Origin of the sequence: Actinomadura pelletieri DSM 43383, from assembly GCF_003634705.1 — a bacterium.
Classification (GTDB): domain Bacteria; phylum Actinomycetota; class Actinomycetes; order Streptosporangiales; family Streptosporangiaceae; genus Spirillospora; species Spirillospora pelletieri.
The window spans coordinates 954,979-975,501 of record NZ_RBWU01000002.1 but is presented as its reverse complement, the minus strand read 5'-3'; the positions used below and the strand labels follow the sequence as shown (position 1 = coordinate 975,501).

Genomic DNA, 20,523 nt, shown 5'->3' with positions numbered 1-20,523 from the left:
GACTTTCCCCCGAGTCCTTGGTGGCGGGTGGCGGGTTAGGAGGCGGGAAGCGGTGTCGGTGCGGGGCGGGCGGGCAGGTCCTCGGCGGGGCGGACCTCGGGCAGGCGGGTGAGCGTGGCGGCGTACTCCTCGACGAGCAGCTCGACGATCCGGGCGGCGGGCAGGAGCGCGTCGACCAACCCGGCCGACTGGCCCATCTCGACCTTTCCTCCGGTGACATCGCCGTCGACGGCGGCCGTCCGCAGGCTGGTCGCGGTGAACTCCGCCCGGCGCCGCTCCAGGTCGGCGCCGGTGCGCTCCAGCTCGGTCATGCGGTCGGCGAAGTCGTTGGCCAGGACCCGGATCATGCCGAGGTCGCGGCCCACGGTCCGGGTGTCGCCGGTGCCGGCGGCGAGGACGGCCTCCTTGTAGGCGGGGTGCAGGTTCGATTCGGCGCTGGCGAGGAAGCGGGTGCCGAACTGCGCGGCCCCGGCGCCGAGGGCGAGGGCGGCGGCGAGTCCCGAGCCGTCGGCGAACCCGCCGGAGGCGATGATCGGGGCGTCCGGGAAACGCCGGGCGACGGCCCGGACCGTGACCAGCGTGGACACCAGCCCGGCGGGCGGATGGCCGCCCGCCTCGGCGCCGACGACGACGAGACCGTCCACGCCGGCGTCCATCGCCTTGGCCGCGTGCTCCTCGGTGGCCACGACGTGCAGGCAGATCGTCCCGGTGTCCCGGAAGCGCGGCAGGTAGCGGCGCGGGCCGCCCTGCGAGGCGATGAGGATCGGGATCCGCCGGGCCACGAGCAGGTCCATGACCTCGTCCGCGCCCTTGCGGTACAGCGGCAGGTTCACCGCGTAGGGACGGTCGGTGCCCTCGGCGACCTCGGTGATGGAGCGGTCCAGGTCGGGTATCCGCATGGGACCGGCGGCGATCACGCCGAGACCGCCGGCATTGGACACCGCGAGCGGCAGCCGCGAGTCCGACGACGCCCAGGACATGCCCGCCTGGACGATCGGCAGGTCGCAGCCGAGCAGCCGGGTGACGGCCGTGTCGATGCGCGCCCGACCGGCGCGCGCGCGGCCGGTCATCCCGCCTCCACCGAGTCGAGCAGCCGCCGCGCGTGGGCGGCGAGGTGCCGTTTCTGGACCTTCGAGCTGGCCGTCATCCCGAACCGCTCGAAGTCGTCGACGATCCGGATGTGGCGCGGCACCTTGAACCGGGCGAGGCGCTCGGCGGCCCAGGCGGTGATCTCCTCCTGGTCGGCCGCGCAGCCCTCCGCGAGGACGACGAACGCGAACGGGACCTCGATGAGGCGCTCGTCCGGCACCCCGACCACCGCCGCCTGCCTGATCTTGGGGTGGCCGTGCAGGACGTCCTCGACCTCGGTGGGCGAGACGTTCTCGCCGCCGACGCGGATGAGTTCCTTGGCCCGTCCGACGAACTCGAGCCGGCCGTCGTCGCCGAGTCGGCCGAGGTCGCCGGTGCGGAGCCAGCCGTCCGGCGACAGCGTCTCGGCGGTCTCGGCGGGCATGGCGTAGTAGCCGCGCATGACGTTCCAGCCGCGGACGAAGATCTCGCCGACGTCCCCGGTCGGGACGTCCCGTCCGGTCTCGGCGTCCTGGACGCGGACCTCGACGCCCGGTTCGGGCAGCATCCGGCCGCTCGCCCGGACGTCCTCCGGTTCCCACCACGCCGACTGCGCCACGTTCGGCGACGCCTCCGACAGCCCGTAGCCGACGACGCACTCGGTGGCGCCCAGCTCGTCGATGATCCGCCGGACGACGGCGGCCGACGCCGCCGCCCACGCGCCGCGCAGCCGGAGCCGGCGCCGCGGCCGGTCCGGATGGTTCAGCAGCATCAGGGCGATGGTGTCGTTGCCGGAGAAATGGGTGCAGCGTTCGCGTTCGATCAGCCGCAGCGCCTCGCCCGGCTCGAACCGGTCCATGGTCACCACCGTGGCGACGTGCTGGAGGCAGGCCAGGACCGTCAGGGTGCTGCCGGCGGCGTGGAAGAACGGCCGCACGCTGTGGAACCGGTCGCCCGGCCGCAGCCCGAGGCGCGCCCCGGAGAAGAACGCGTCCCCGCACATGTTGAGCTGGGTCAGCAGCACGCCCTTCGGCCGGGACGTGGTGCCGGACGTGTACTGGATCAGCACCACGTCGTCGGGCGTCCCGCAGGGCTCCACCGGGGTCGTCCCGGCCGCCCGGAAGTCCTCCCACGACCGTGCCGCCTCGGGAACGACGGCCGGAGCGGCGGAACCGCCGGAGCCGAGCACGACCACCGACCGCAGGTCAGGAAGCTCGGCGTCCGGCAGCCCGGTGTCGACGCCCGGACAGATCTCCCGGAGCATGGCGATGAAGTCGATGTTCAGGAAGCGGTCGGCGACGAACAGCAGCGAGGACCGCGACTGCCGCAGCGCGTACGCGATCTCGGGGGGACGCCACCGGGTGTTGATCGGCACGGTCACCGCGCCGAGCGACCCGATGGCCAGGAAGAGCGTGACCCACTCCGGGCCGTTGCCCAGGCAGACGGCGACATGGTCGCCGCGCCGGACCCCGGCGGCCGACAGCGCGGCACGGACCGCGGCGACCTCGGCGTCCAGCGCGGCATAGGTGATCCGGCCGTGCGAGGCGACGACCGCCTCGACGTCCGGGCCGATGACCGCGGCACGACGCAGCGCGTCGTGGAGGGTCACCGGACACACCCCGGCCGGTCCGTGGGTCCCTTCCATCGACTAGTTCCCCTCCTGCGTCGCCGCTCGTGCCCGGTTCTCCCGCATGGCGGTCGCGAAGTCCGCCACGCCGCCGCGCCACGCGCCGTCGGCGAGGCAGCGTTCGATCGCGGCCATCTCGATCCGGATGCCCTTGGCCAGGTCGGTCTCCGAGCCGAGGTCGATCGCCTGTTTGGTCAGCGACATCGCCAGCCGGGGCGCGCTCGCGATCGTCGCGCCGAGTTCCGCGCCAGTGGCGAGCAGCTCGGCGGCCGGGACGATCCGCGCCACCAGCCCCACGGCGGCGGCCTCGTCCACCGGCATCGTCCGGGCCGTGAACAGCAGTTCCTTGGCGCGCCGCTTGCCGATGACGCGTTGCAGCCGCTGCGTGGCGCCGACCGTGCCCCAGTGCGGCTCGGGGAAACGGAAGGTGGCGTCGTCGGCGGCGACGATGAAGTCGCACGACATGGCGATCTCCCCGCCCGAGCCCACGACCGGGCCGTGCACGAGCGCGACCACGGGCTTGGAGCACCGTTCGATGGCCTCGTAGGCGGCGAAGGACGCGAGGCGGCGGTTGCGCACCCAGGCCTCGTCGCGGCCCTCGCGCTCCTTGAGGTCGGCGCCGGCGCAGAACGCGGGCCCGTTCGCCCGCACCAGGACGACACCGACGGAGTCGTCGGCGTCCAGGCGCGCGAACGCGTCGCTCAGCCCGCGGCACATGGGAAGGTTCAGCGCGTTGCGCGCCTCGGGCCTGTTCAGCACCACGTGCGCGACACCATCGGCCGCGCGCACCAGCACCGGATCGTCGTCGCTCAACGCTAGATCGTCCCTTCTTCGCGGAGCCGGGCCAGCTCGTCGCGGTCCAGTCCCAGCCGTTCGGTGAGCACGTCCTCGGTGTCGGCCCCGAGCAGCGGCGGGACGCCGGGTTCGGGGTATTCGGTCTCGTCCAGGCGCAGCGGCGTCCGCAGCGCGGAGAACCGCCCCTCGGTGGGGTGGTCGAAGTGGCCGACCATGCCCCGCGCGACGGTGTGCGGGTCGGCGAGCGCCTCGCGGGCGGTCTTGACCTCGCCCGCCGGGACGTCGACGGCGCGCAGCGCGGTGGCCAGCTCGTCGCGCGGCCGGCGGGCGACGGCTTCGGCGAGGGCGGTGGTCACCCGTTCGCGCTGGGCGAGGCGGCCCTCGTTGGCGGCGAGCGCCGGGTCGGCGGCCAGCTCGTCCAGGCCGAGGACCTCGCACAGCGGCTTCCAGTGCTGGTCGCTGGCGCTGATGTGGAGCCAGCCTCCGTCCGCGCACTCGAACGCCGACGACGGCACTCGGCCGAGGTGGGCGGTGCCGGTGCGTCCGGGGTCCTCGTCGAGGGCGAAGATCCGGGCGGCGGCGAGGGCCAGCAGGCTCGCCTGGACGTCCATCATCGCCAGGTCGACATGCCCGCCCCGGCCGCTGTTGTTCCGTTCCAACAGCCCGGTCAGGGCCGAGATGACGATCCACAGGCCCGAGGTCATGTCGGAGACCGGGATGCCGACCTTGGCGGGCGGCGTGTCCGGGTGCCCGGTGAGCGACATGATCCCGGACAGGGCCTGGAAGACCGTGTCGTATCCCTTGCGGTCGGCGTACGGCCCGGACTGGCCGAACCCGGTGCTGGAGATGTAGACCAGGCCGGGGTTCAGCGTCGCGAGCGCCTCGTAGCCGAGCCCGTACTTGTCCATCGTGCCGGGCATGAAGTTCTCGACCAGGACGTCGGCGCCGGCGGCGAGACCGCGGGCGACCTCCTGCCCGCGCGTGGTCCGCAGGTTGAGCGTCACCGACCGCTTGCCCCGGTTGAAGGCGAAGAAGTAGGCGCTCTCGCCGCCGGGAAGGCGCGGTTCGAAACTTCGGGACTCGTCGCCGCCGCCCGGCCGCTCGATCTTGATCACATCGGCGCCGAGGTCGGCGAGGATCTGGGTGGCGAACGGACCGGCCAGGACGCGGGAGAACTCGATGACGGTGATCCCGTCCAGCGGCCTCATGCGCCGGCCCCCCGGAATCCGCGCATGATCGTGTTGATGTCGCCGCCGGTCCGCATGGCCTCCGGGAACGGCAGGTCGGCGACGCGGTAGAACAGGTCCTTGGCCGCCGCCATGGCGAGCGGGTTCACCTCGGCCCAGCCCGCCGCGATCTCCAGCCCGACGGCCTCGGCCTTGTCCGGTTCGGCGACCCGGTTGGCCAGGCCGTACTCGGCCAGCTCCGCCGCGCCCAGCGTGCGGCCGGTGCTGATCAGCTCGAAGGCGAGCTTGCGGCCGAGGTTGCGCTGGATCCCGGTCATCACGATCGCCGGGACGATCGAGTGCCGCGCCTCCGGGTAGCCGAACTTCACGTCGGTCGCGGCGACCATCATGTCGCAGCCGATCGCGAGCCCGGCGCCGCCGCCCATGGCCGGGCCGCGCACCACCGACACGATGGGCTTGGTGAGCTGTTGCAGCAGCATCTGGGTGCGGGTGGTCAGCTCGGCCCGCCGGATGACGGCGTGCTGGTCGGCGGGCGTGAGGTCGGCGAACTCCGACAGGTCGGCGCCGGAGCAGAACCCGCGGCCGGCGCCGGTGAGGACGACCGCGCGGACGGCGGAGTCCTCGTCGGCGGCGCGCAGCGCGTCGTGCAGGGCGCGGGTGAGTTCGGTGTTGAGCGCGTTGAGCTTGGTGGGCCGGTTCAGCCGCAGCAGCCGAACCGCGCCGTGGTCTTCGACGATCAGTACGCCGGGCTCAGGCATCGTGCGCCACCTTCTCCTCCGTCTTCCCGCCGACCAGGCCGAATCCGGCGCGGGCGACCATGCTGTGCAGTGGACGGCCGAGTGCCTCCTCGCACCGCCGCGAGGCCGCCATGACCGCGTCGAGGTCGAGGCCGGTGTCGATGCCCTCGGACTCCAGGAGGTTCACCAGGTCCTCGGTGCAGACGTTGCCGGTCATGCCGCCGCCGTAGTGGATCTGCGCCGGGTGGCCGCCGACCCCGCCGAGGGAGCTGTCGAAGTCGCGGCAGCCGGCCTCCAGCGCCGCGACGCAGTTGGCCAGCCCGCCGCCGCGGGTGTTGTGGAAGTGCGCGACGATCGCCGGGGCCCGCGCGCCCGTCGTGGCGATCCGTCCGGTGACCCGCCGGAACATGTCCTTGACCGTCGTCGGGGTGGCCAGGCCGGTGGTGTCGCCGAGGGTCACGAGGTCCACGCCGAGGTCGGCGAACCGGGCCGCGTCGTCGGCGACCACGCCGGGGTCCACGGCGCCCTCGAAGGGACAGCCGAACGCCACGGAGATCACGCCGACGAGCCGGAACCGGCCGGCGGCCAGCCGTACCATCTCGGCGACCCGCTCCCACTGGCGGGCGCGCGTGGTGCGCATGTTCCGCTCGGTGTGGGACTCGGTCGCCGACACCAGCAAACTCAGTTCGGTGGCGCCGTGCCCGGCGTCGAGGTCGGCTATGGCACGTTCCACCGCGCGGGGGTTGGGGCAGGTGGCCTTGTAGGCCACGCCGGCGGGACGGGGCAGTCCCGCCAGTACCGCGCCGGCGTCGCGGAAGGCGGGCACGCGCTCGGGATGGCTGTAGCTGGTCGCTTCGATCCGGGTGAAACCGGCCGCGGCGAAGGCGCCGATCAGGTCGATCTTGACTTCGGTCGGGACGAAGGTCTCCTCGTGCTGGAGCCCGTCACGGGCGAAGCATTCGCAGATCGTGACGCGGTCAGCCATGCGAGTCCGCCTCCCAGGGGAGCGTCGAGGTCATCACAGCAAGGAATATAACCTACTGTTGACAACATCAACACCCGGCCTCGGTGACGGACTCCCGACGGCGGGCCGAAACTAGCGCTCGGAGCGCTCCAGCGCCTTGGCCAGCGTGGCCAGCTTACGCAGAGCCGAGTCGAGAACTTCCTGCTCAAGCGGGGTAAGACAGACGAGGAAGGCGTTGTTCCGCTCGTTGGCGGCGGCGATGAGACCCCGGTAGAGGGAGCGTCCGTTACGGGTCAGGGTGAGCTGGGTCGTGCGGCCCGGACCGGGCTCACGCTCGACCAGACCGGCCTCGGCGAGCTTGGCCGCGACCCGGCTCATCTGCGCCTTGTCCAGCCCGGCCAGCCGAGCCAGCCGATTCACGGTGAGCGGCTCGTCCGCTCCCAACAATGCGATGGTGCGCCACTCCTGGAGGCTGACGTCGAATTCCCGCCGGTAGCGCACGGCTGCGCTGCGGGACAGCGCGTTCGCCACCCGGTGCAACCGGTAGGACAGCAACTCCCTGATCGGGATCAGCTCGGACTCCTCGGCGGCGGGGTCCGCCGAGCGTGACGGTAGGGCGTTCATGCCCCCACTGTAAGGCGGAGAAAGCAATCCGACGCTCCCCCATGGGAAGGTGTTGACAAACACAACACCGTGCGATGAGACTGCTGCGAAATGGATTACGGTCGGCGCAACAGAAGGCACAGGGAGGTCCGCAACATGCCCGCAGACCCGTCCGCCACTCTGCTCATCGACGGAACCTGGCGATCGGGAACCGCCACCTTCGACGTGACGGATCCCGCGACGCTCCAGGTCATCGCCCAGGTGGCCGACGCGGGACCGCAGGAGGCACTCGCGGCCCTCGACGCCGCCGACAAGGCCGCCGAGACCTGGCGGCGCACCACCGCGGAGGAGCGCTCGAACGCGCTGCGCGCGGCGGCGGGCCGGATCCGCGCCCAGGCCGACTCCCTCGCGGCCCTGATGACCAGCGAGAACGGCAAACCGCTCGCCGAGGCCAAGGGCGAGGTCCTGGGCTCGGCCCGGATGCTCGAATGGGCGGCCGAGGAGGGCCGGCGGGCCAACGGCCGGACGACGCCGGACGGTCCGGGCGGCCCCGGCATGGTGCTGCGCGTCCCGATCGGCCCGACGCTGGCGATCACCCCGTGGAACTTCCCGGCGAGCATGCTGGTCCGCAAGGCCGGCCTCGCCCTCGCCGCCGGCTGTCCCGTGATCGTCAAGCCCGCGGAACAGACCCCGCTGGTCGGCACCGAACTCGTCCGGATCATCAACGAGGCCGGGGCGCTGCCCGCCGGGGTGCTCCAGTCGCTCACCACGTCCCGTCCCGGCGAGGTGGCGGGCGCGCTGCTCGCCGACCGCAGGCTCCGCAAGGTCAGCTTCACCGGCTCCACCGAGGTCGGCCTCAGCCTGCTCGCCTCGACCCGCGACCACCTGCGCCGGACGTCGCTGGAGATGGGCGGGCACTCCCCCGCCATCGTGTTCGACGACGTCGACGTATCCGCCACGGCAGCGGCGGTCGCCGCCGCGAAGTTCGCCAACGCGGGCCAGAGCTGCATCGCGATCAACCGGCTCTTCGTGCACCGGGCGGTGCACGACCAGTTCTTGGCGCTGCTCCTGGAGAAGGTCGCGGCCCTGCGCCTCGGGCACGGCGCCGCCGAGGGCACCACCACCGGGCCACTGATCGACTTCGGCGGGCTGGACAAGGTCGAACGGCATGTCGCCGACGCGGTGAAGCGCGGCGCCACGGTCGCGGCGGGCGGACGACGCTGGACGCCCGACAACGCCGAACTCACCGGCGCCTTCTACGAGCCGACCGTCCTCACCGGCGCCGACGACACCATGCTGATCAGCTCGGAGGAGACCTTCGGCCCCGTCCTGCCGATCTACGTCTTCGACGATGACGACGAGGCGATCGAACGCGCCAACGCCACCGACTACGGGCTCGCCGCCTACGTCTTCGGCGGCGGTCTCGCCCGGGTGTGGCGGACCGTCGACCGGCTGAGCTTCGGCGTGGTGTCGGTGAACGAGGCGTTCCCCGTCCGTCCCGAACTCCCCTTCGGCGGTGTGAAGAACAGCGGGCTGGAACGCGAGGGCGGCAGCGAGGGCATCGACGCCTACCTGGAGACCAAGTCCGTGGCGGTCCGGCTCTGAAGCGGGCCGTCCCCGACGACATCGCGCTGAAGGAACTCTGAAGGCGAAACCATGGCGATCGAACAGCAGACCACCACCTCGACCGGGCCGTCCGGACGGGAGCACGACGACCGCGCCGGGCGGCTCGCGGAGCTGGACGTCCGGACGGTCATCCACCCGCACAGCGTCATCGGCGCCCCGGAGGAACCGCTGATCCTCGAACGCGGGGACGGTGCCGTGGTCTGGGACGTGACCGGCAAGGCCTACATCGACGGGACCTGCGGCCTCTGGCAGTGCCCCGTCGGGCACGGCCGGCCCGAACTGGCGGAGGCCGCCGCCCGGCAGATCGCCAAGCTGGAGTTCTACTCGTCCTTCGGCGACTACTCCAACGAGCCGTCGATCAGGCTGGCCGAACGCCTCCTGGAGCTGGCACCGCCGACCATGCGGCGGGTGTTCTTCACCAACGGCGGATCGGAGGGCAACGAGACGGCGATCAAGCTGGCCCGCCTCGCCCACCACCACGCGGGCCGGCCCGAACGCTCCGTGATCCTCGCGCGCACCGCCGGTTACCACGGGATGGGCGGCGGTTCCCTCGCCGCCACCGGCATCGACCGGCTGCGCGCGGGCTACGGGCCGCTCATGCCGGGGATCGAGTTCCTCGCCAAGCCCCACGCCGTGCGCGGCGCGGACGTCACCGACGTCCTGGTCGCCGAGCTGGAGGAGCGGATCGAGCGGATCGGCGCGGACCGGATCGCCGCGTTCGTCGGGGAACCGGTGCTCGGCGTCGGCGGCATGGTCCCGCCCCCGCCGGACTACTGGCCGCGGGTCCAGGAGATCCTCCGCCGCCACGGCATCCTGCTCATCCTGGACGAGGTCGTCACCGCGTTCGGTCGCATCGGCCACTGGTTCGGCTGCGAACGCTACGACGTCGAACCGGACATCATCGTCACCGCTAAGGGCCTGTCCAGCGGGTACATCCCCATGGGCGCGGTACTCGTCGGAGAACGCGTGCTCGACCTGGCCGACGGCGCCGCGTTCCTGCACGGGTTCACCTACAACGGTCACCCGGTCGGCGCGGCGGTCGCGCTGGCCAACATCGACATCCTGGAGCGCGAGGGGCTCCTCGCGCGGGCCGACCGGCTCGGTCGCCGCCTGCTCGACGCGCTCAAGCCGCTCGAACGGCTGGACCACGTCCTGGAGGTGCGCGGCGTCGGCATGATGCTCGGCGTCGAACTGGACCGCGGCCCGGACACCGCCGCCGCGGCCGCCGGGGTCCAGGCCCGCGCCCGCGCCGACGGCGTCATCGTCCGGGCCTCCGGGAACACCATCGTCCTCTCACCACCGCTGGTGATCGACGAACAACAGTTGGACGCGCTCGCCCGCGTCCTGACCGAACACGTCGCGGCGGCCTGACGGGGCAGGACACGCGAGAACCCCAGTAGCAGCACTCCAGGAGGAGATCGTGGGGCGAAGAATAGGTAAGACGGGCCCGACCGCGAGATTCGCGGCCGCCGGTCTGGCCGTGAGCCTGGTGGCCACGGCGTGCAGTATCGGCAACGCGAGCGACGACGAAGGCGACACGCTGACGTACGTCTCCACCGGCCCGCCCTTCCAGGACGCGCAGGCGGAGGCATGGCAGAAGCCCTTCACCGCCGACTCGGGGGTGAAGTTCCGCAACGACAGCCCCGTCGACGAGGCGAAGATGGTCACGATGGTCGAGGCCAAGAAGGTGACCTGGGACCTCGTCGACACCACGCCCGCCGTGGCCGTGCAGTACTGCGGCAAGTACGTCGAGAAGCTCGACTTCTCGGTCATCGACAAGTCGAAGTACCCGCAGGGGACCGTCAACGACTGTGGCGTGCCGAACTTCTTCTACAGCACGTTCGTCATGTACAACACGAAGAAGTACGCCAACAGCCCGCCCACCTCGATGGCCGCCTTCTTCGACGTGAAGAAGTACCCCGGGAAGCGGATCGTTCCGCCCGAGATCTCGGTGGGGCTGCTGGAGGCCGCGCTGCTGGCCGACGGCGTTCAGCCGAACCAGCTCTACCCGCTGGACCTCGATCGGGCCTTCAAGCAGCTCGACAAGATCAAGTCGGTCACCACCTTCGCCAAGACCTACGGGCAGATGCAGCAGATGATGGTGGACCAGCAGTTCGACATGGGCCTGATGCTGAACGTCCGCGCCTACCAGGGCCTCAAGGCCGGCGCCCCCTACAAGGGCATCTGGGACAAGTCCATCGTCAACTGGAACGTCTTCGTGGTCCCGAAGGGCTCGAAGAACAAGGAGCAGGCGATGAAGTTCATCGCCTCCACGGCCGGTGACGAGCCGTCGAAGAAGATCGCGGAGTCGGCGTCGGTGCTGCCGGTCAACAAGGACCTGCAACTGAACCTCGACCAGTTCCAGCAGCAGGTCTACGTGTACGCGCCGGAACGCAGGGGAGGCATCGTCCACGCGGACGCGCAGTGGTGGGGGCAGAACTTCGACCAGGTGACCAAGCGCTACACGCAGTGGCTCTCCGGGTAAGAGGACGATGAGCGCATCGACCGTTTCCGCGTCGCCGGTGAGCACGGCCCGAGCGCCCAGGTCGCGGAGGCGGCTGGTCGGCTGGTTCATCCTGCCGGCCACCGCCTTCCTCCTGGTGTTCTTCGCCTACCCGCTCGGCAACATCATCTGGCGTAGCCTCACCGAGCCGTCCACCGGGCTGGAGAACTACACCGAGCTGCTGAAGGACGGCGTCTCGGTCAAGATCCTGGTACGCACGCTCGTCACGGGGCTGATCGTGGCCGCCTGCACGCTGGTGCTGGCCTACCCCTACGCCTACGCGATGACGAGGGTGAGCCCGCGCACCCGGAACCTGATGACGGTGGTGGTCCTGCTGCCGTTCTGGACGTCCATGATGGCCCGCAACTTCGCCTGGTACATGCTGGAGCAGCGCGACGGCCTCATCGACGACGCGTTCTCCCTCATCGGCATCGACGGCGTGGTCCTGCTGGGTTCGGTCGCCGGGGTGACGGTCGCGATGGTGCAGGTCATGCTGCCGTTCATGGTCCTGCCGCTGTACAGCGGGATGGAGGGCATCGACAAGCGCCTGCTGAACGCGGCCGGCAGCCTCGGGGCGCCGCGGTGGCGGGCGTTCGTCCAGGTGTACCTGCCGCTGTCGCTGCCGGCGGTGCTGTCGGGGTTCACCCTCGTGTTCATCCTGACGCTCGGGTTCTACGTCACCCCGGCGCTGCTCGGTTCGCCGCAGCAGTCCCTGATCCCGCAGCTGATCGCCACCCGGGTGAACGACCTGCTGGACTTCGGCGGCGCGGGAGCGCTCGGGTCGGTGCTGCTCGTGGTGACGCTGCTGGCGCTGTTCGTGGTTTCGAGGTTCGTGAACCTTTCGTCCACCACCGAGAAGGCGGTGACCCATGAGTAAGGAGGCACCCGCCACGGAGCCGGACGCCGTGCCCGCCGAGCCCGCCGTGGAGCCCGTCGCCCTGCGGGCCGGGAAGGACGACGGTCTCGGCTGGGGTCTGAAGGCCGTGGTCGCGCTGACCAGCCTGGTGCTGATCGCGCCCACCGCGGTGGTGATCCCGATGAGCTTCTCCGGCGGGACCACCTTCGCGTTCCCGCCGAAGGACTGGTCGCTGCGCTGGTACGAGTCGTTCTTCACCTCCGAGGCGTGGATGCGGGCGCTGCTGACCTCGGTGCAGCTCGCGCTGCTCGTGGCGGTGACCGCGACCGTCCTCGGCGGCGCGGCGGCGTTCGGCCTGAACCGGGCGGGGTTCCCTGGCCGGGGCGCGATCCGCTCGCTGGTGATGGCCCCGCTGATCGTGCCGAGCATCGTCGTCGCCGTCTCGATCTACGGCGTCTTCCTGCGCTGGCACCTCACCGGCACCGCGATCGGGTTCGTGATCGGGCACACCGTCATGGCGTTGCCGTTCGTGGTGACGGTCATGCTGACCAGCCTGTCCGGCTACGACCGGACCCTGGACACCGCCGCCGCGACGCTCGGCGCCACCCCCATCACGACCTTCCTCCGGATCACCGTGCCGCTGATCGCGCCGGGCGTGATGTCGGGGTTCGCGTTCGCGTTCGTCTACTCGCTGGACGAGGTCGTGATCGCGCTGTTCCTCCAGTCGCCCGACATCACGACGCTGCCGGTCAAGATGTACAACTCCATCACGCTGGAGATCGACCCCACCATCGCCGCGGCGTCCAGTCTCATGGTGGTGGCGACCAGCTTCGTCCTGTTGATCCCGCAGTTCGTTCGCCGCAAGCGGAGCACACGATGAGCCAAGCCGACCACAGCAACAGCCACGGCAACAGCCACGGCATCCGGATCGCGGGCGTCTCGAAGGTCTACGCGGGGACGTCCCGTCCGGCCGTGGACGACGTCTCGTTGGACATCGCGCCGGGTGAGTTCATCACCTTGCTGGGCCCGTCGGGCTCGGGCAAGACGACGATGCTCTCCATGCTCGCCGGGTTCGTCTCGGTGTCCGCCGGAAAGATCGAGATCGACGGGAAGGACGTCTCCCGGCAGAAGCCGCACAGGCGGAACCTCGGCGTCGTGTTCCAGCAGTACGCCCTGTTCCCGCACATGAGCGTGACCAAGAACATCGCGTTCCCGCTCCAGCAGCGGCGGATGCCGAAGGCGGAGATCGCCGCCAAGGTCGACGAGGCGTTGCGGCTGGTCCATCTGGAGGAGTACGCGGACCGGCTGCCGAGCCAGCTGTCGGGCGGGCAGCAGCAGCGCGTCGCGCTCGCCCGCGCGGTGGTGTACCGGCCGCGGGCGCTGCTGATGGACGAGCCGCTCGGCGCCCTCGACCGCAAGCTCCGCGACGAACTGCAACGCGAGATCGCCCGCATGCACCGGGAACTGGGCATGACGTTCATCTTCGTCACCCACGACCAGCATGAGGCGCTCACCCTGTCCGACCGCATCGCGGTGTTCAACGAGGGCCGGATCGAGCAGGTCGGCACGCCGTCCGACCTGTACGAGCGGCCGGAGACGCTGTTCGTCGCGCAGTTCCTCGGCGAGTCCACCTGCTTCCGCGGGACCGTGGACGCCTCCGCGGGCGTCCTGCGGTGCGGCGGCTTCACGCCCCGGGCGCCGCGGCTGGACGCCGGGCTCGACGGCAGCGGCGGCGTCGCGGTCGTCCGTCCCGAACGGCTCGACCTGCATTCCGACGCCGGGTCCGTGCCGTCCGGTCACAACCAGGTCCGCGCCACCGTCACCGAGATCGTCTACGTCGGGAACCACCACCAGGTGGGGCTGCGGTTCGCGGACGGCACGACCGGTTCGGCCATGCGCGTCGCGGGCCGTGACCTCCCGGCGGTGCCCGGCGAGGAGGTCACGGTGAGCTGGGATCCGGAGCACCAGTCGGTGGTGGCCGATCCGGACGACGAGCCGACCGCCGAGCGGCCCGCCGAGACCCTCGACGCCGCCACCACCTGACCCGTACCCGCACCGCCGACAAGGGGGTTCTCTCACCCATGGCAGTCCAGACCGAGCGCAAGGGCGTCGACGAACGCTTCGAACGCATCACCGCCGGTGTTCCGGAGCTCTCCGACGAGCGGCTACGGGACGTGCTGCGCGACCGCTACGGGCTGGAGGCCGTGTCCCTGAGGCGGCTCGCGGGCGAGACGGACCAGAACACGCATGTCGTGGACGGATCCGGCACCGAGTACGTCCTCAAGGTCAGCGACCCCGCCGATCTCCCGGCGATCGAGTTCCAGACGGCGCTGCTCGCGCATCTCGCCGAACGGGACCCGGGTCTGGTCGTGCCCCGCGCCGTCGCCGACGTGTCGGGCTCGCCCGTCACGTCCGTGCGGGACGGGGAACGCGAACTCCCCGTCCGGCTGCTCACCTGGGTTCCGGGTGCCCCGCTCGCCGAGGTGGGCAGCCGGTCGGCGGAGCTGCTGGCGGACGTCGGCGCGGCGGCCGGACGGCTGGCCGCGGCCACGGCGACGTTCTCCCATCCCGCTCCCCCGGCCCCGCACTACTGGGAGTTCCCGCACGCGGGCACCGTGCTGGAGGCGTCGCTCGGGTACGTCACCGACCCGGCGCTGCGCGACGCGGCCACCACGATCCGGGACCGGTACGCGCCGCTGCTGGCCGAGCGGCTGCCCGAACTGCCGACGGCGGTCGTCCATCACGACCTCAACGCCTTCAACGTCCTGGTCCACCGGGAGGGCGGGCGGCGCCGCGTCTCCGGTGTGATCGACTTCGGTGACGCGCTGCCGACCGCGCGGATCGCCGACCTGGCGGTGCTGGCGTCCAGCGTGATGCGCGGGGCCGCCCGCCCGCTGACCGTCGCGGCGACGCTGGCCGCCGCCTACCACGCGGCCCACCCGCTGACGGAGGCGGAACTCGACCTGCTTTTCCCGCTGGTCGCCGTGCGGGCCGCGACGGTCGCGGTCACCGCCGCGCGGCTCGACGCGGAGCGGCGGCACGGCGATCCCCGGCACCGGTCGGCGGCCGCCGCCGACCTGGTGCGCGCGCTGGCGCCGATCCCGGCCGAGGTGGGACGCGCCGCCGTCCGGCACGCGTGCGGGCTGCCCGCGCATCCGGCCGCCCCTGCGGTCACGGCCTGGCTGGCGGCCAACACCGCGTCCGCGGTGCCGCCGGTGGACGGGCCGCTCGCCCCGGTCGATCTCGGCGCGTCGTCCGAGATCTTCGACGACGTCGATCCCCGCGAACCCGGCGCGCTGCGCGCGGCCGCGACAGCCGCCGTCATCGGCCGCCGTCCCGGCGTCGCGGTGGGACGCTACGGCGAGCCCCGGTTCCTGGAGCCGCGCCGCCGCCGCGGGGCCGCCAGCGCGGACGAGCCGGACAACGTCCACCTCGGGCTCGACCTGTTCGCGGGGGCGGGAACGCCCGTCCGCGCACCGCTGCCCGGCCTGGTCGAGGCGGCGAACATCGCCGGCGTCGACCTCGCCTTGCTGCACGAGCCCGCCGAGGGCGTCCGGTTCCGCACCCTCTACACCGGCCTGAGCGGCGCCCCCGCCGAAGGCGAGAAGGTCGCGGCGGGAGCGACCATCGGCCGGATCGCCCCGAGTGGGGGCCTGCCGCCGCATGTCCGCGTCCAGGTGGCGGTCACGTCGCTCGACGGCTGGACGGCCGTGCCCGCCGCCGCCACCGACTCCGAACAGGCCCTGTGGCAGGGGCTGCTTCCGGACCCGACGCCGCTGCTCGGCGCCCAGAACGCGGTCACCGCGTGGACGCCCGTGATCGGCAGGTCGCTCCAGGGCCGCCGCGCCCACCTGCCCGACAGCCATCCGATGTACTTCGAGCAGCCGATCGCGATGGCCCGCGCCCGCGACACCCGGTTCTACGACGAGCAGGGCCGCTCGTACCTGGACGCGCTGAACAACGTGACCCTGGTCGGGCACAGCCATCCACGGCTCGTCGACGTCGCGGCGCGGCAGCTCGGCAGGCTGAACACCAACACCAGGTTCGTGTACGACTCGCTGACCGAGTACGCCGAGCGGCTCACCGCCACGCTCCCGGACGGCCTGGACGTCGTCTACTTCGTCAACTCCGGCAGCGAGGCCAACGACCTGGCGCTCCGCATGTCCCGGTACCTGACCAAGCGCGACGACGTGGTCATCATCGACGACGCCTATCACGGCTACACCTCGGTGGTGTCCGACGTGAGCCCGTCCCGGTACAAGCACTACGGCAAGCCGGACACCACGCACCCGACCCCGGTCCCCGACCGGTACCGCGGCGCGTACGGGTACGACGACCCGGACGCGGGCGCCAAGTACGCCCGGCACGTGATCGACGAGTTCGACCGGCTGGCCGCAGCGGGTCGGCCACCCGCGGCGTACCTGTTCGAGGCGCTGCTGGCGGGCGGCGGGCAGGTGGTGCTGCCGCCCGGCTATCTCGCGCCGATCTTCGCGGCGGCGGCCGAGCGCGGCGTGCTGACGATCGCCGACGAGGTCCAGGTCGGGTTCGGACGGCTCGGCGAGGCGTTCTGGGGCTTCCAGACGCAGGGCCCGGACGTCGTCCCCGACTTCGTGACGATGGGCAAGGCCATGGGTAACGGGTTCCCGATCGCGGCGCTCGTCACCACCCGGGAGATCTCGCGGGCGTTCGACCCGACCGGGCGGTTCTTCTCCACCTACGGCGGCAACCCCGTCGCCTGCGCGGTCGGCCTCGAACTGCTGAACATCGTCGACGACGAGGGCCTCCAGCACAACGCGCTGGTCGTCGGCCAGTACTTGCGGGACCGGCTGGCCGGGCTCGGCGAACGGCACGAACTGGTCGGCGACGTCCGCGGCCAGGGCTTCTACAGCGGCGTCGAGTTCGTCCTGGACCGCGACACCAAGGAGCCCGCCTCCGACGAGACGCTGATCATCTGCGAGCGGCTCAAGGACCAGGGCGTCCTGGTGTATCCGACGGGCCCGTACTGGAACATCCTCAAGCTCAAGCCGCCGCTCACGTTCACGCGGGCGGACGCCGACGACTTCACCGACACACTCGACGACATCCTCACGACGGGCTGGTGACATGGCTGAACACACCGCTGGACACCCGGACATGGTGCTGACGGGCGGTTCGGTCGTCACCGTCGACGCCGGGTTCACGGTCGCGAGCGCGGTCGCGATCAACGGTGACCGGATCACGGCGGTCGGCGACGACGAGCGGATCCGGGCGCTGGCGGGCCCGTCCACCGAGGTGGTCGACCTCGCCGGGCGGACGGTACTGCCCGGCATCAACGACGCGCACCTGCACCTCGCGATGTTCGGGCTGGCCGGGTTCTCCGTCGACCTCAACGGCGTCGACTCGGTGCGGGCGCTGAACGACGCGCTCGCCGACGGGCCGGCCGGGCCCGGCGGCAGCGAATGGCTGATCGGGGAGGGCTGGCGGGAGGCGAACATCCCCGAGTTCGACGCCGACGTCCCCGGCCCGCACCGCTCCCTCATCGACGCGGTCACCGCGGACCGGCCCACCGTCCTGCACCACGCGTCCCGGCATTCGGTGCTGGTCAACACGGCCGCGCTGCGGATCGCGGGCGTCACCCGCGACACCCCGGACCCGGCGGGCGGACGGATCGTCCGCGACGCGTCCGGGGAGCCCACCGGCCTCTTCCTCGAAGGCGCGAAGGGACTCATCACCCAGTACGTCCCGGACTACACCGAGCGGGAGCGGCTCGCCGCGATCGAGTCGGCGATGCGCAGGCTCAACGCGGTCGGCATCACCAGCGTCACCGACCCGATCGTGTGGCCGGAGCTGCTGCGCGACTACACGACGCTGCGCCGGGACGGCCGGATGACGGTCCGGGTGAACGCGCTGCTGCACTGGGACTGGCCCTCCCCCGCGAGCACGTCGGAGCGGCTGGAGACCGCGCTCGGCTTCGCCGGGCTGTCCACGGGGCTCGGCGACGACTGGCTCCGGATCGGCGGCGCCAAACTGTTCGCGGACGGCGTCCCGACCCAGTGCACGGCGTGGCTGCACGACCCGTACCCGTCGTCCGGCGACCACGGCCACCTCATCACCGCGGGCGACGACGACGAGGCCCGCTACGAGGAACTCCTGCGGATGATCGAGCTGGCGCACCGCAACCGGCTCCAGGTGCAGGTGCACGTCACCGGGGACCGGGCGGCGGACGCGGCGGCCGACGGCATCGTCCGCGCGCTCAAGGCCGACCCGTGGCCGGACGCGCGGCACGCCCTCATCCACGGCACGCTCCTGTCGGAGGACTCCTACGCGCTGCTCGCCGAACACGACATCAGCGTGATCACCAGTTCGCTGATGAAGTCGTACAGCGGCGCGTCCATGACCCGGGCGATCGGCGCCGACCGGTGGGCCCGCGCGTTCCCGGCGGGCGCGCTGCTCGCCGCGGGCGTGCACGTCGCCGACAGCTCCGACGCACCGATCACCCCTCCCGACTGGCTGCGCGGCATCGCCACGTTCGCGGGCGCCGCGCCGGGCCCGTTCTCCGATGTGCCATCCGACCTGCGCCTTTCCCGCGAACAGGCAATTCGACTGTGGACCACCGCGGGCGCATTTCTGGAGAACGCCGAGGACCGCAAGGGCACCATTTCTCCGGGCAGCCTCGCCGACCTCGTCGTTCTCGACGGCGACCTTCTCGCGGCCGACGACGAGGCGTTGCAGCGGCTTACACCGACCCTCACCGTCGTGGGCGGGCGGGTCGTGCACACCGCCTGAAACGCAAGGGCTCCGGGGCCCTGACGCGAACAACTCGATATGCGACAGAGACATGTCAGATAGGGCGCCGAATCGAACGACGGTGCGAGGATCAGGGCAGCCAGGTTTTCACACGGCCTCGACCGGAGGACCCCCGAATGAGACCCAGCATGACCCTGAAAACGACATTGAAGGTGGCGGCGTCCATCATCATCGCGGCGGCCGGACTGACGGCCGCGCATACGGCGACGGCGGCACCGGCGGCCGCCCCGCCCGACTGCTCCGACGGCACCGTCGTGCAGACCGACAGCGGACCGGTCTGCGGCCTCGACGGTGACGGCATCAAGAACTGGCTCGGCATCCCCTACGCCGCGTCGCCCGTCGGGAACCTGCGCTGGGAGGCCCCGGCACCGCACCCCGGCTGGACCTCGACGTTGCAGGCGACCGAGAGCGGCAGCGCCTGCCCGCAGCCCGGCGACTTCCGGCCCGGCTCCACCAACGAGGACTGCCTGAAGCTGGACGTCCGCGTCCCGGAGAACGCCGGGAACGGTCCGTTGCCCGTGATGGTGCAGTTGCACGGCGGCGGGTTCCGGCTCGGGGTCCCGTCCAACGGCACCCGGCTCGCCACCGCCGGAAAGGTCATCCAGGTCGAGGTGCGGTACCGGCTCGGCATCATCGGCTTCCTGTCGCACGCGTCCCTCGGCGCGAACGCCGGGAACTACGGCATCGAGGACCAGCAGGCCGCGCTCGGCTGGGTGAAGCGCAACATCGGCAAGTTCGGCGGCGACCCCGGCAACGTCACCATCTTCGGGCCGTCCGCCGGTGGGTCGAGCGTCTGCGCGAACATGGCGTCCCCCACCGCCAGCGGGTTGTTCCACAAGGGCATCATCGAGAGCGGCGAGTACAACTCGCTGCGCGGCGTCCACGCCACCTGGCAGGCGCAGGACTGCGCGGCCAAGCTGCCCACCCAGCAGCAGGCGCAGCAGGCCGGTGCGCGCTTCGCCACGGCGGTCGGCTGCGGTGGCGCCGCGGACGTCGCCGCGTGCCTGCGCCAGGTGCCGGTGCAGACGCTGCTGGACAAGGCGGGCGACGGTCTCGGACCCGACAGCGGCACGCTCGCGCCCATCGTCGACGGCAAGACCCTGACCAAGTCGCCCGGCAAGGCGTTCGACAGCGGGGACTTCAACAAGGTCCCCGTCATCCACGGCGTGGCGAGGGACGAGACGCAGATCCGTCCCGCCGACACCCCCCAGCAGTTCCAGGCCCTGATCCAGAGCCAGTACGGGAACATCGCGCAGAAGGTACTGAAGCGCTACCCGCTGTCGGAGTACCCGGACCCCGCCGTGTACATCACGTCCCGGACCATCCTCGCCGACTCCACGTCCGTGTGCCCGGCGCTGCTGAACGACCGGCGGCTGTCCAAGCACGTCCCGGTGTACGCCTACCGCTTTGACGACACGCACGCGCCGCCGCTGCCGTTCATCGACGCCACACGGCCGACCGGCGCGTTCCACGTCGGCGAGTTCAGCTACCTGTACCACGGCACGTTCCCCAACCAGCCCCCGCTGGACCCCAACCAGAAGGCCATGCAGGCTCAACTGACCGCGCAGTGGACGGGTTTCGCCCGCACCGGTGACCCCAACGTCGAAGGCACCCCACGCTGGACGCGGTTCACCTCCCAGAAGGAGGCGCAGATGTCGCTGCTGCCCGCCGGCGCCAGCCGGATGACCAGCGAGATCTCCGGCCCGCACCACTGCAAGTTCTGGAACAAGCACGCACCGTTCGCCGACTGACCCTCCCCGATTCGCCGGAC

16 protein-coding genes are annotated in these 20,523 nt (G+C 71.6%); 9 read left to right on the top strand and 7 right to left on the bottom strand.

The features are described 5' to 3' along the window. Positions 1-35: 35 nt before the first annotated feature. From BZB76_RS11265 to BZB76_RS11235, 7 genes are all read right to left on the bottom strand, one after another. The gene (locus BZB76_RS11265; RefSeq protein ID WP_121434205.1) at positions 36-1,070 is read right to left on the bottom strand and encodes an NAD(P)H-dependent flavin oxidoreductase; all 1,035 of its coding nucleotides are present in this window, start codon (positions 1,068-1,070) and stop codon (positions 36-38) included. Next, entirely contained in the window at positions 1,067-2,677 is a 1,611-nt protein-coding gene (locus tag BZB76_RS11260) for an AMP-binding protein (protein WP_246006879.1), read from the bottom strand. The genes BZB76_RS11265 and BZB76_RS11260 overlap by 4 nt, the downstream gene beginning before the upstream one ends. 39 nt (positions 2,678-2,716) lie before the next feature. Next, the gene (locus BZB76_RS11255) at positions 2,717-3,508 is read right to left on the bottom strand and encodes an enoyl-CoA hydratase/isomerase family protein (RefSeq protein WP_121434203.1); all 792 of its coding nucleotides are present in this window, start codon (positions 3,506-3,508) and stop codon (positions 2,717-2,719) included. Positions 3,509-3,510: 2 nt separating this feature from the next. Continuing rightward, positions 3,511-4,698 carry a CaiB/BaiF CoA transferase family protein gene (locus BZB76_RS11250; protein WP_121434202.1) on the bottom strand — a complete coding sequence of 396 codons (1,188 nt, stop codon included), beginning with the start codon at positions 4,696-4,698 and terminating at the stop codon, positions 3,511-3,513. Further along, complete coding sequence (locus tag BZB76_RS11245; protein ID WP_121434201.1) at positions 4,695-5,435, bottom strand: enoyl-CoA hydratase/isomerase family protein; 741 nt, start codon at positions 5,433-5,435, stop codon at positions 4,695-4,697. The genes BZB76_RS11250 and BZB76_RS11245 overlap by 4 nt, the downstream gene beginning before the upstream one ends. Continuing rightward, positions 5,428-6,399, bottom strand: coding sequence for a hydroxymethylglutaryl-CoA lyase (locus tag BZB76_RS11240; protein ID WP_121434200.1), 972 nt, complete (start codon positions 6,397-6,399; stop codon positions 5,428-5,430). Before BZB76_RS11240 ends, BZB76_RS11245 begins: the two co-directional genes overlap by 8 nt. Before the next feature lie 111 nt (positions 6,400-6,510). After that, the gene (locus BZB76_RS11235; protein WP_121434199.1) at positions 6,511-7,002 is read right to left on the bottom strand and encodes a MarR family winged helix-turn-helix transcriptional regulator; all 492 of its coding nucleotides are present in this window, start codon (positions 7,000-7,002) and stop codon (positions 6,511-6,513) included. A gap of 135 nt (positions 7,003-7,137) precedes the next feature. Here BZB76_RS11235 and BZB76_RS11230 point away from each other — a divergent pair, with 135 nt between their 5' ends. The 9 genes from BZB76_RS11230 (at position 7,138) to BZB76_RS11190 (ending at position 20,503) form a co-directional block, all read left to right on the top strand. Further along, complete coding sequence (locus BZB76_RS11230; protein WP_121434198.1) at positions 7,138-8,586, top strand: NAD-dependent succinate-semialdehyde dehydrogenase; 1,449 nt, start codon at positions 7,138-7,140, stop codon at positions 8,584-8,586. A 51-nt stretch (positions 8,587-8,637) separates the two neighbouring features. After that, positions 8,638-9,978, top strand: a complete 1,341-nt coding sequence (locus tag BZB76_RS11225; protein WP_121434197.1) for an aminotransferase family protein — start codon at positions 8,638-8,640, stop codon at positions 9,976-9,978. Positions 9,979-10,027: 49 nt separating this feature from the next. After that, complete coding sequence (locus BZB76_RS11220) at positions 10,028-11,092, top strand: extracellular solute-binding protein (protein ID WP_170180584.1); 1,065 nt, start codon at positions 10,028-10,030, stop codon at positions 11,090-11,092. Positions 11,093-11,129: 37 nt separating this feature from the next. Continuing rightward, positions 11,130-11,987, top strand: coding sequence for an ABC transporter permease (locus BZB76_RS11215; RefSeq protein WP_246006878.1), 858 nt, complete (start codon positions 11,130-11,132; stop codon positions 11,985-11,987). Continuing rightward, positions 11,980-12,846 (top strand): ABC transporter permease, encoded by an 867-nt coding sequence (locus BZB76_RS11210; RefSeq protein WP_121434194.1) that lies wholly within the window; start codon positions 11,980-11,982, stop codon positions 12,844-12,846. The genes BZB76_RS11215 and BZB76_RS11210 overlap by 8 nt, the downstream gene beginning before the upstream one ends. Continuing rightward, positions 12,843-14,009, top strand: coding sequence for an ABC transporter ATP-binding protein (locus BZB76_RS11205; protein WP_121434193.1), 1,167 nt, complete (start codon positions 12,843-12,845; stop codon positions 14,007-14,009). Before BZB76_RS11210 ends, BZB76_RS11205 begins: the two co-directional genes overlap by 4 nt. A gap of 38 nt (positions 14,010-14,047) precedes the next feature. After that, positions 14,048-17,068 carry an aminotransferase class III-fold pyridoxal phosphate-dependent enzyme gene (locus BZB76_RS11200; protein WP_121434192.1) on the top strand — a complete coding sequence of 1,007 codons (3,021 nt, stop codon included), beginning with the start codon at positions 14,048-14,050 and terminating at the stop codon, positions 17,066-17,068. A gap of 1 nt (position 17,069) precedes the next feature. Then, entirely contained in the window at positions 17,070-18,731 is a 1,662-nt protein-coding gene (locus BZB76_RS11195; protein WP_121434191.1) for an amidohydrolase, read from the top strand. Between the two features lie 149 nt (positions 18,732-18,880). After that, positions 18,881-20,503 carry a carboxylesterase/lipase family protein gene (locus BZB76_RS11190; RefSeq protein WP_121434190.1) on the top strand — a complete coding sequence of 541 codons (1,623 nt, stop codon included), beginning with the start codon at positions 18,881-18,883 and terminating at the stop codon, positions 20,501-20,503. Positions 20,504-20,523 lie beyond the last annotated feature (20 nt).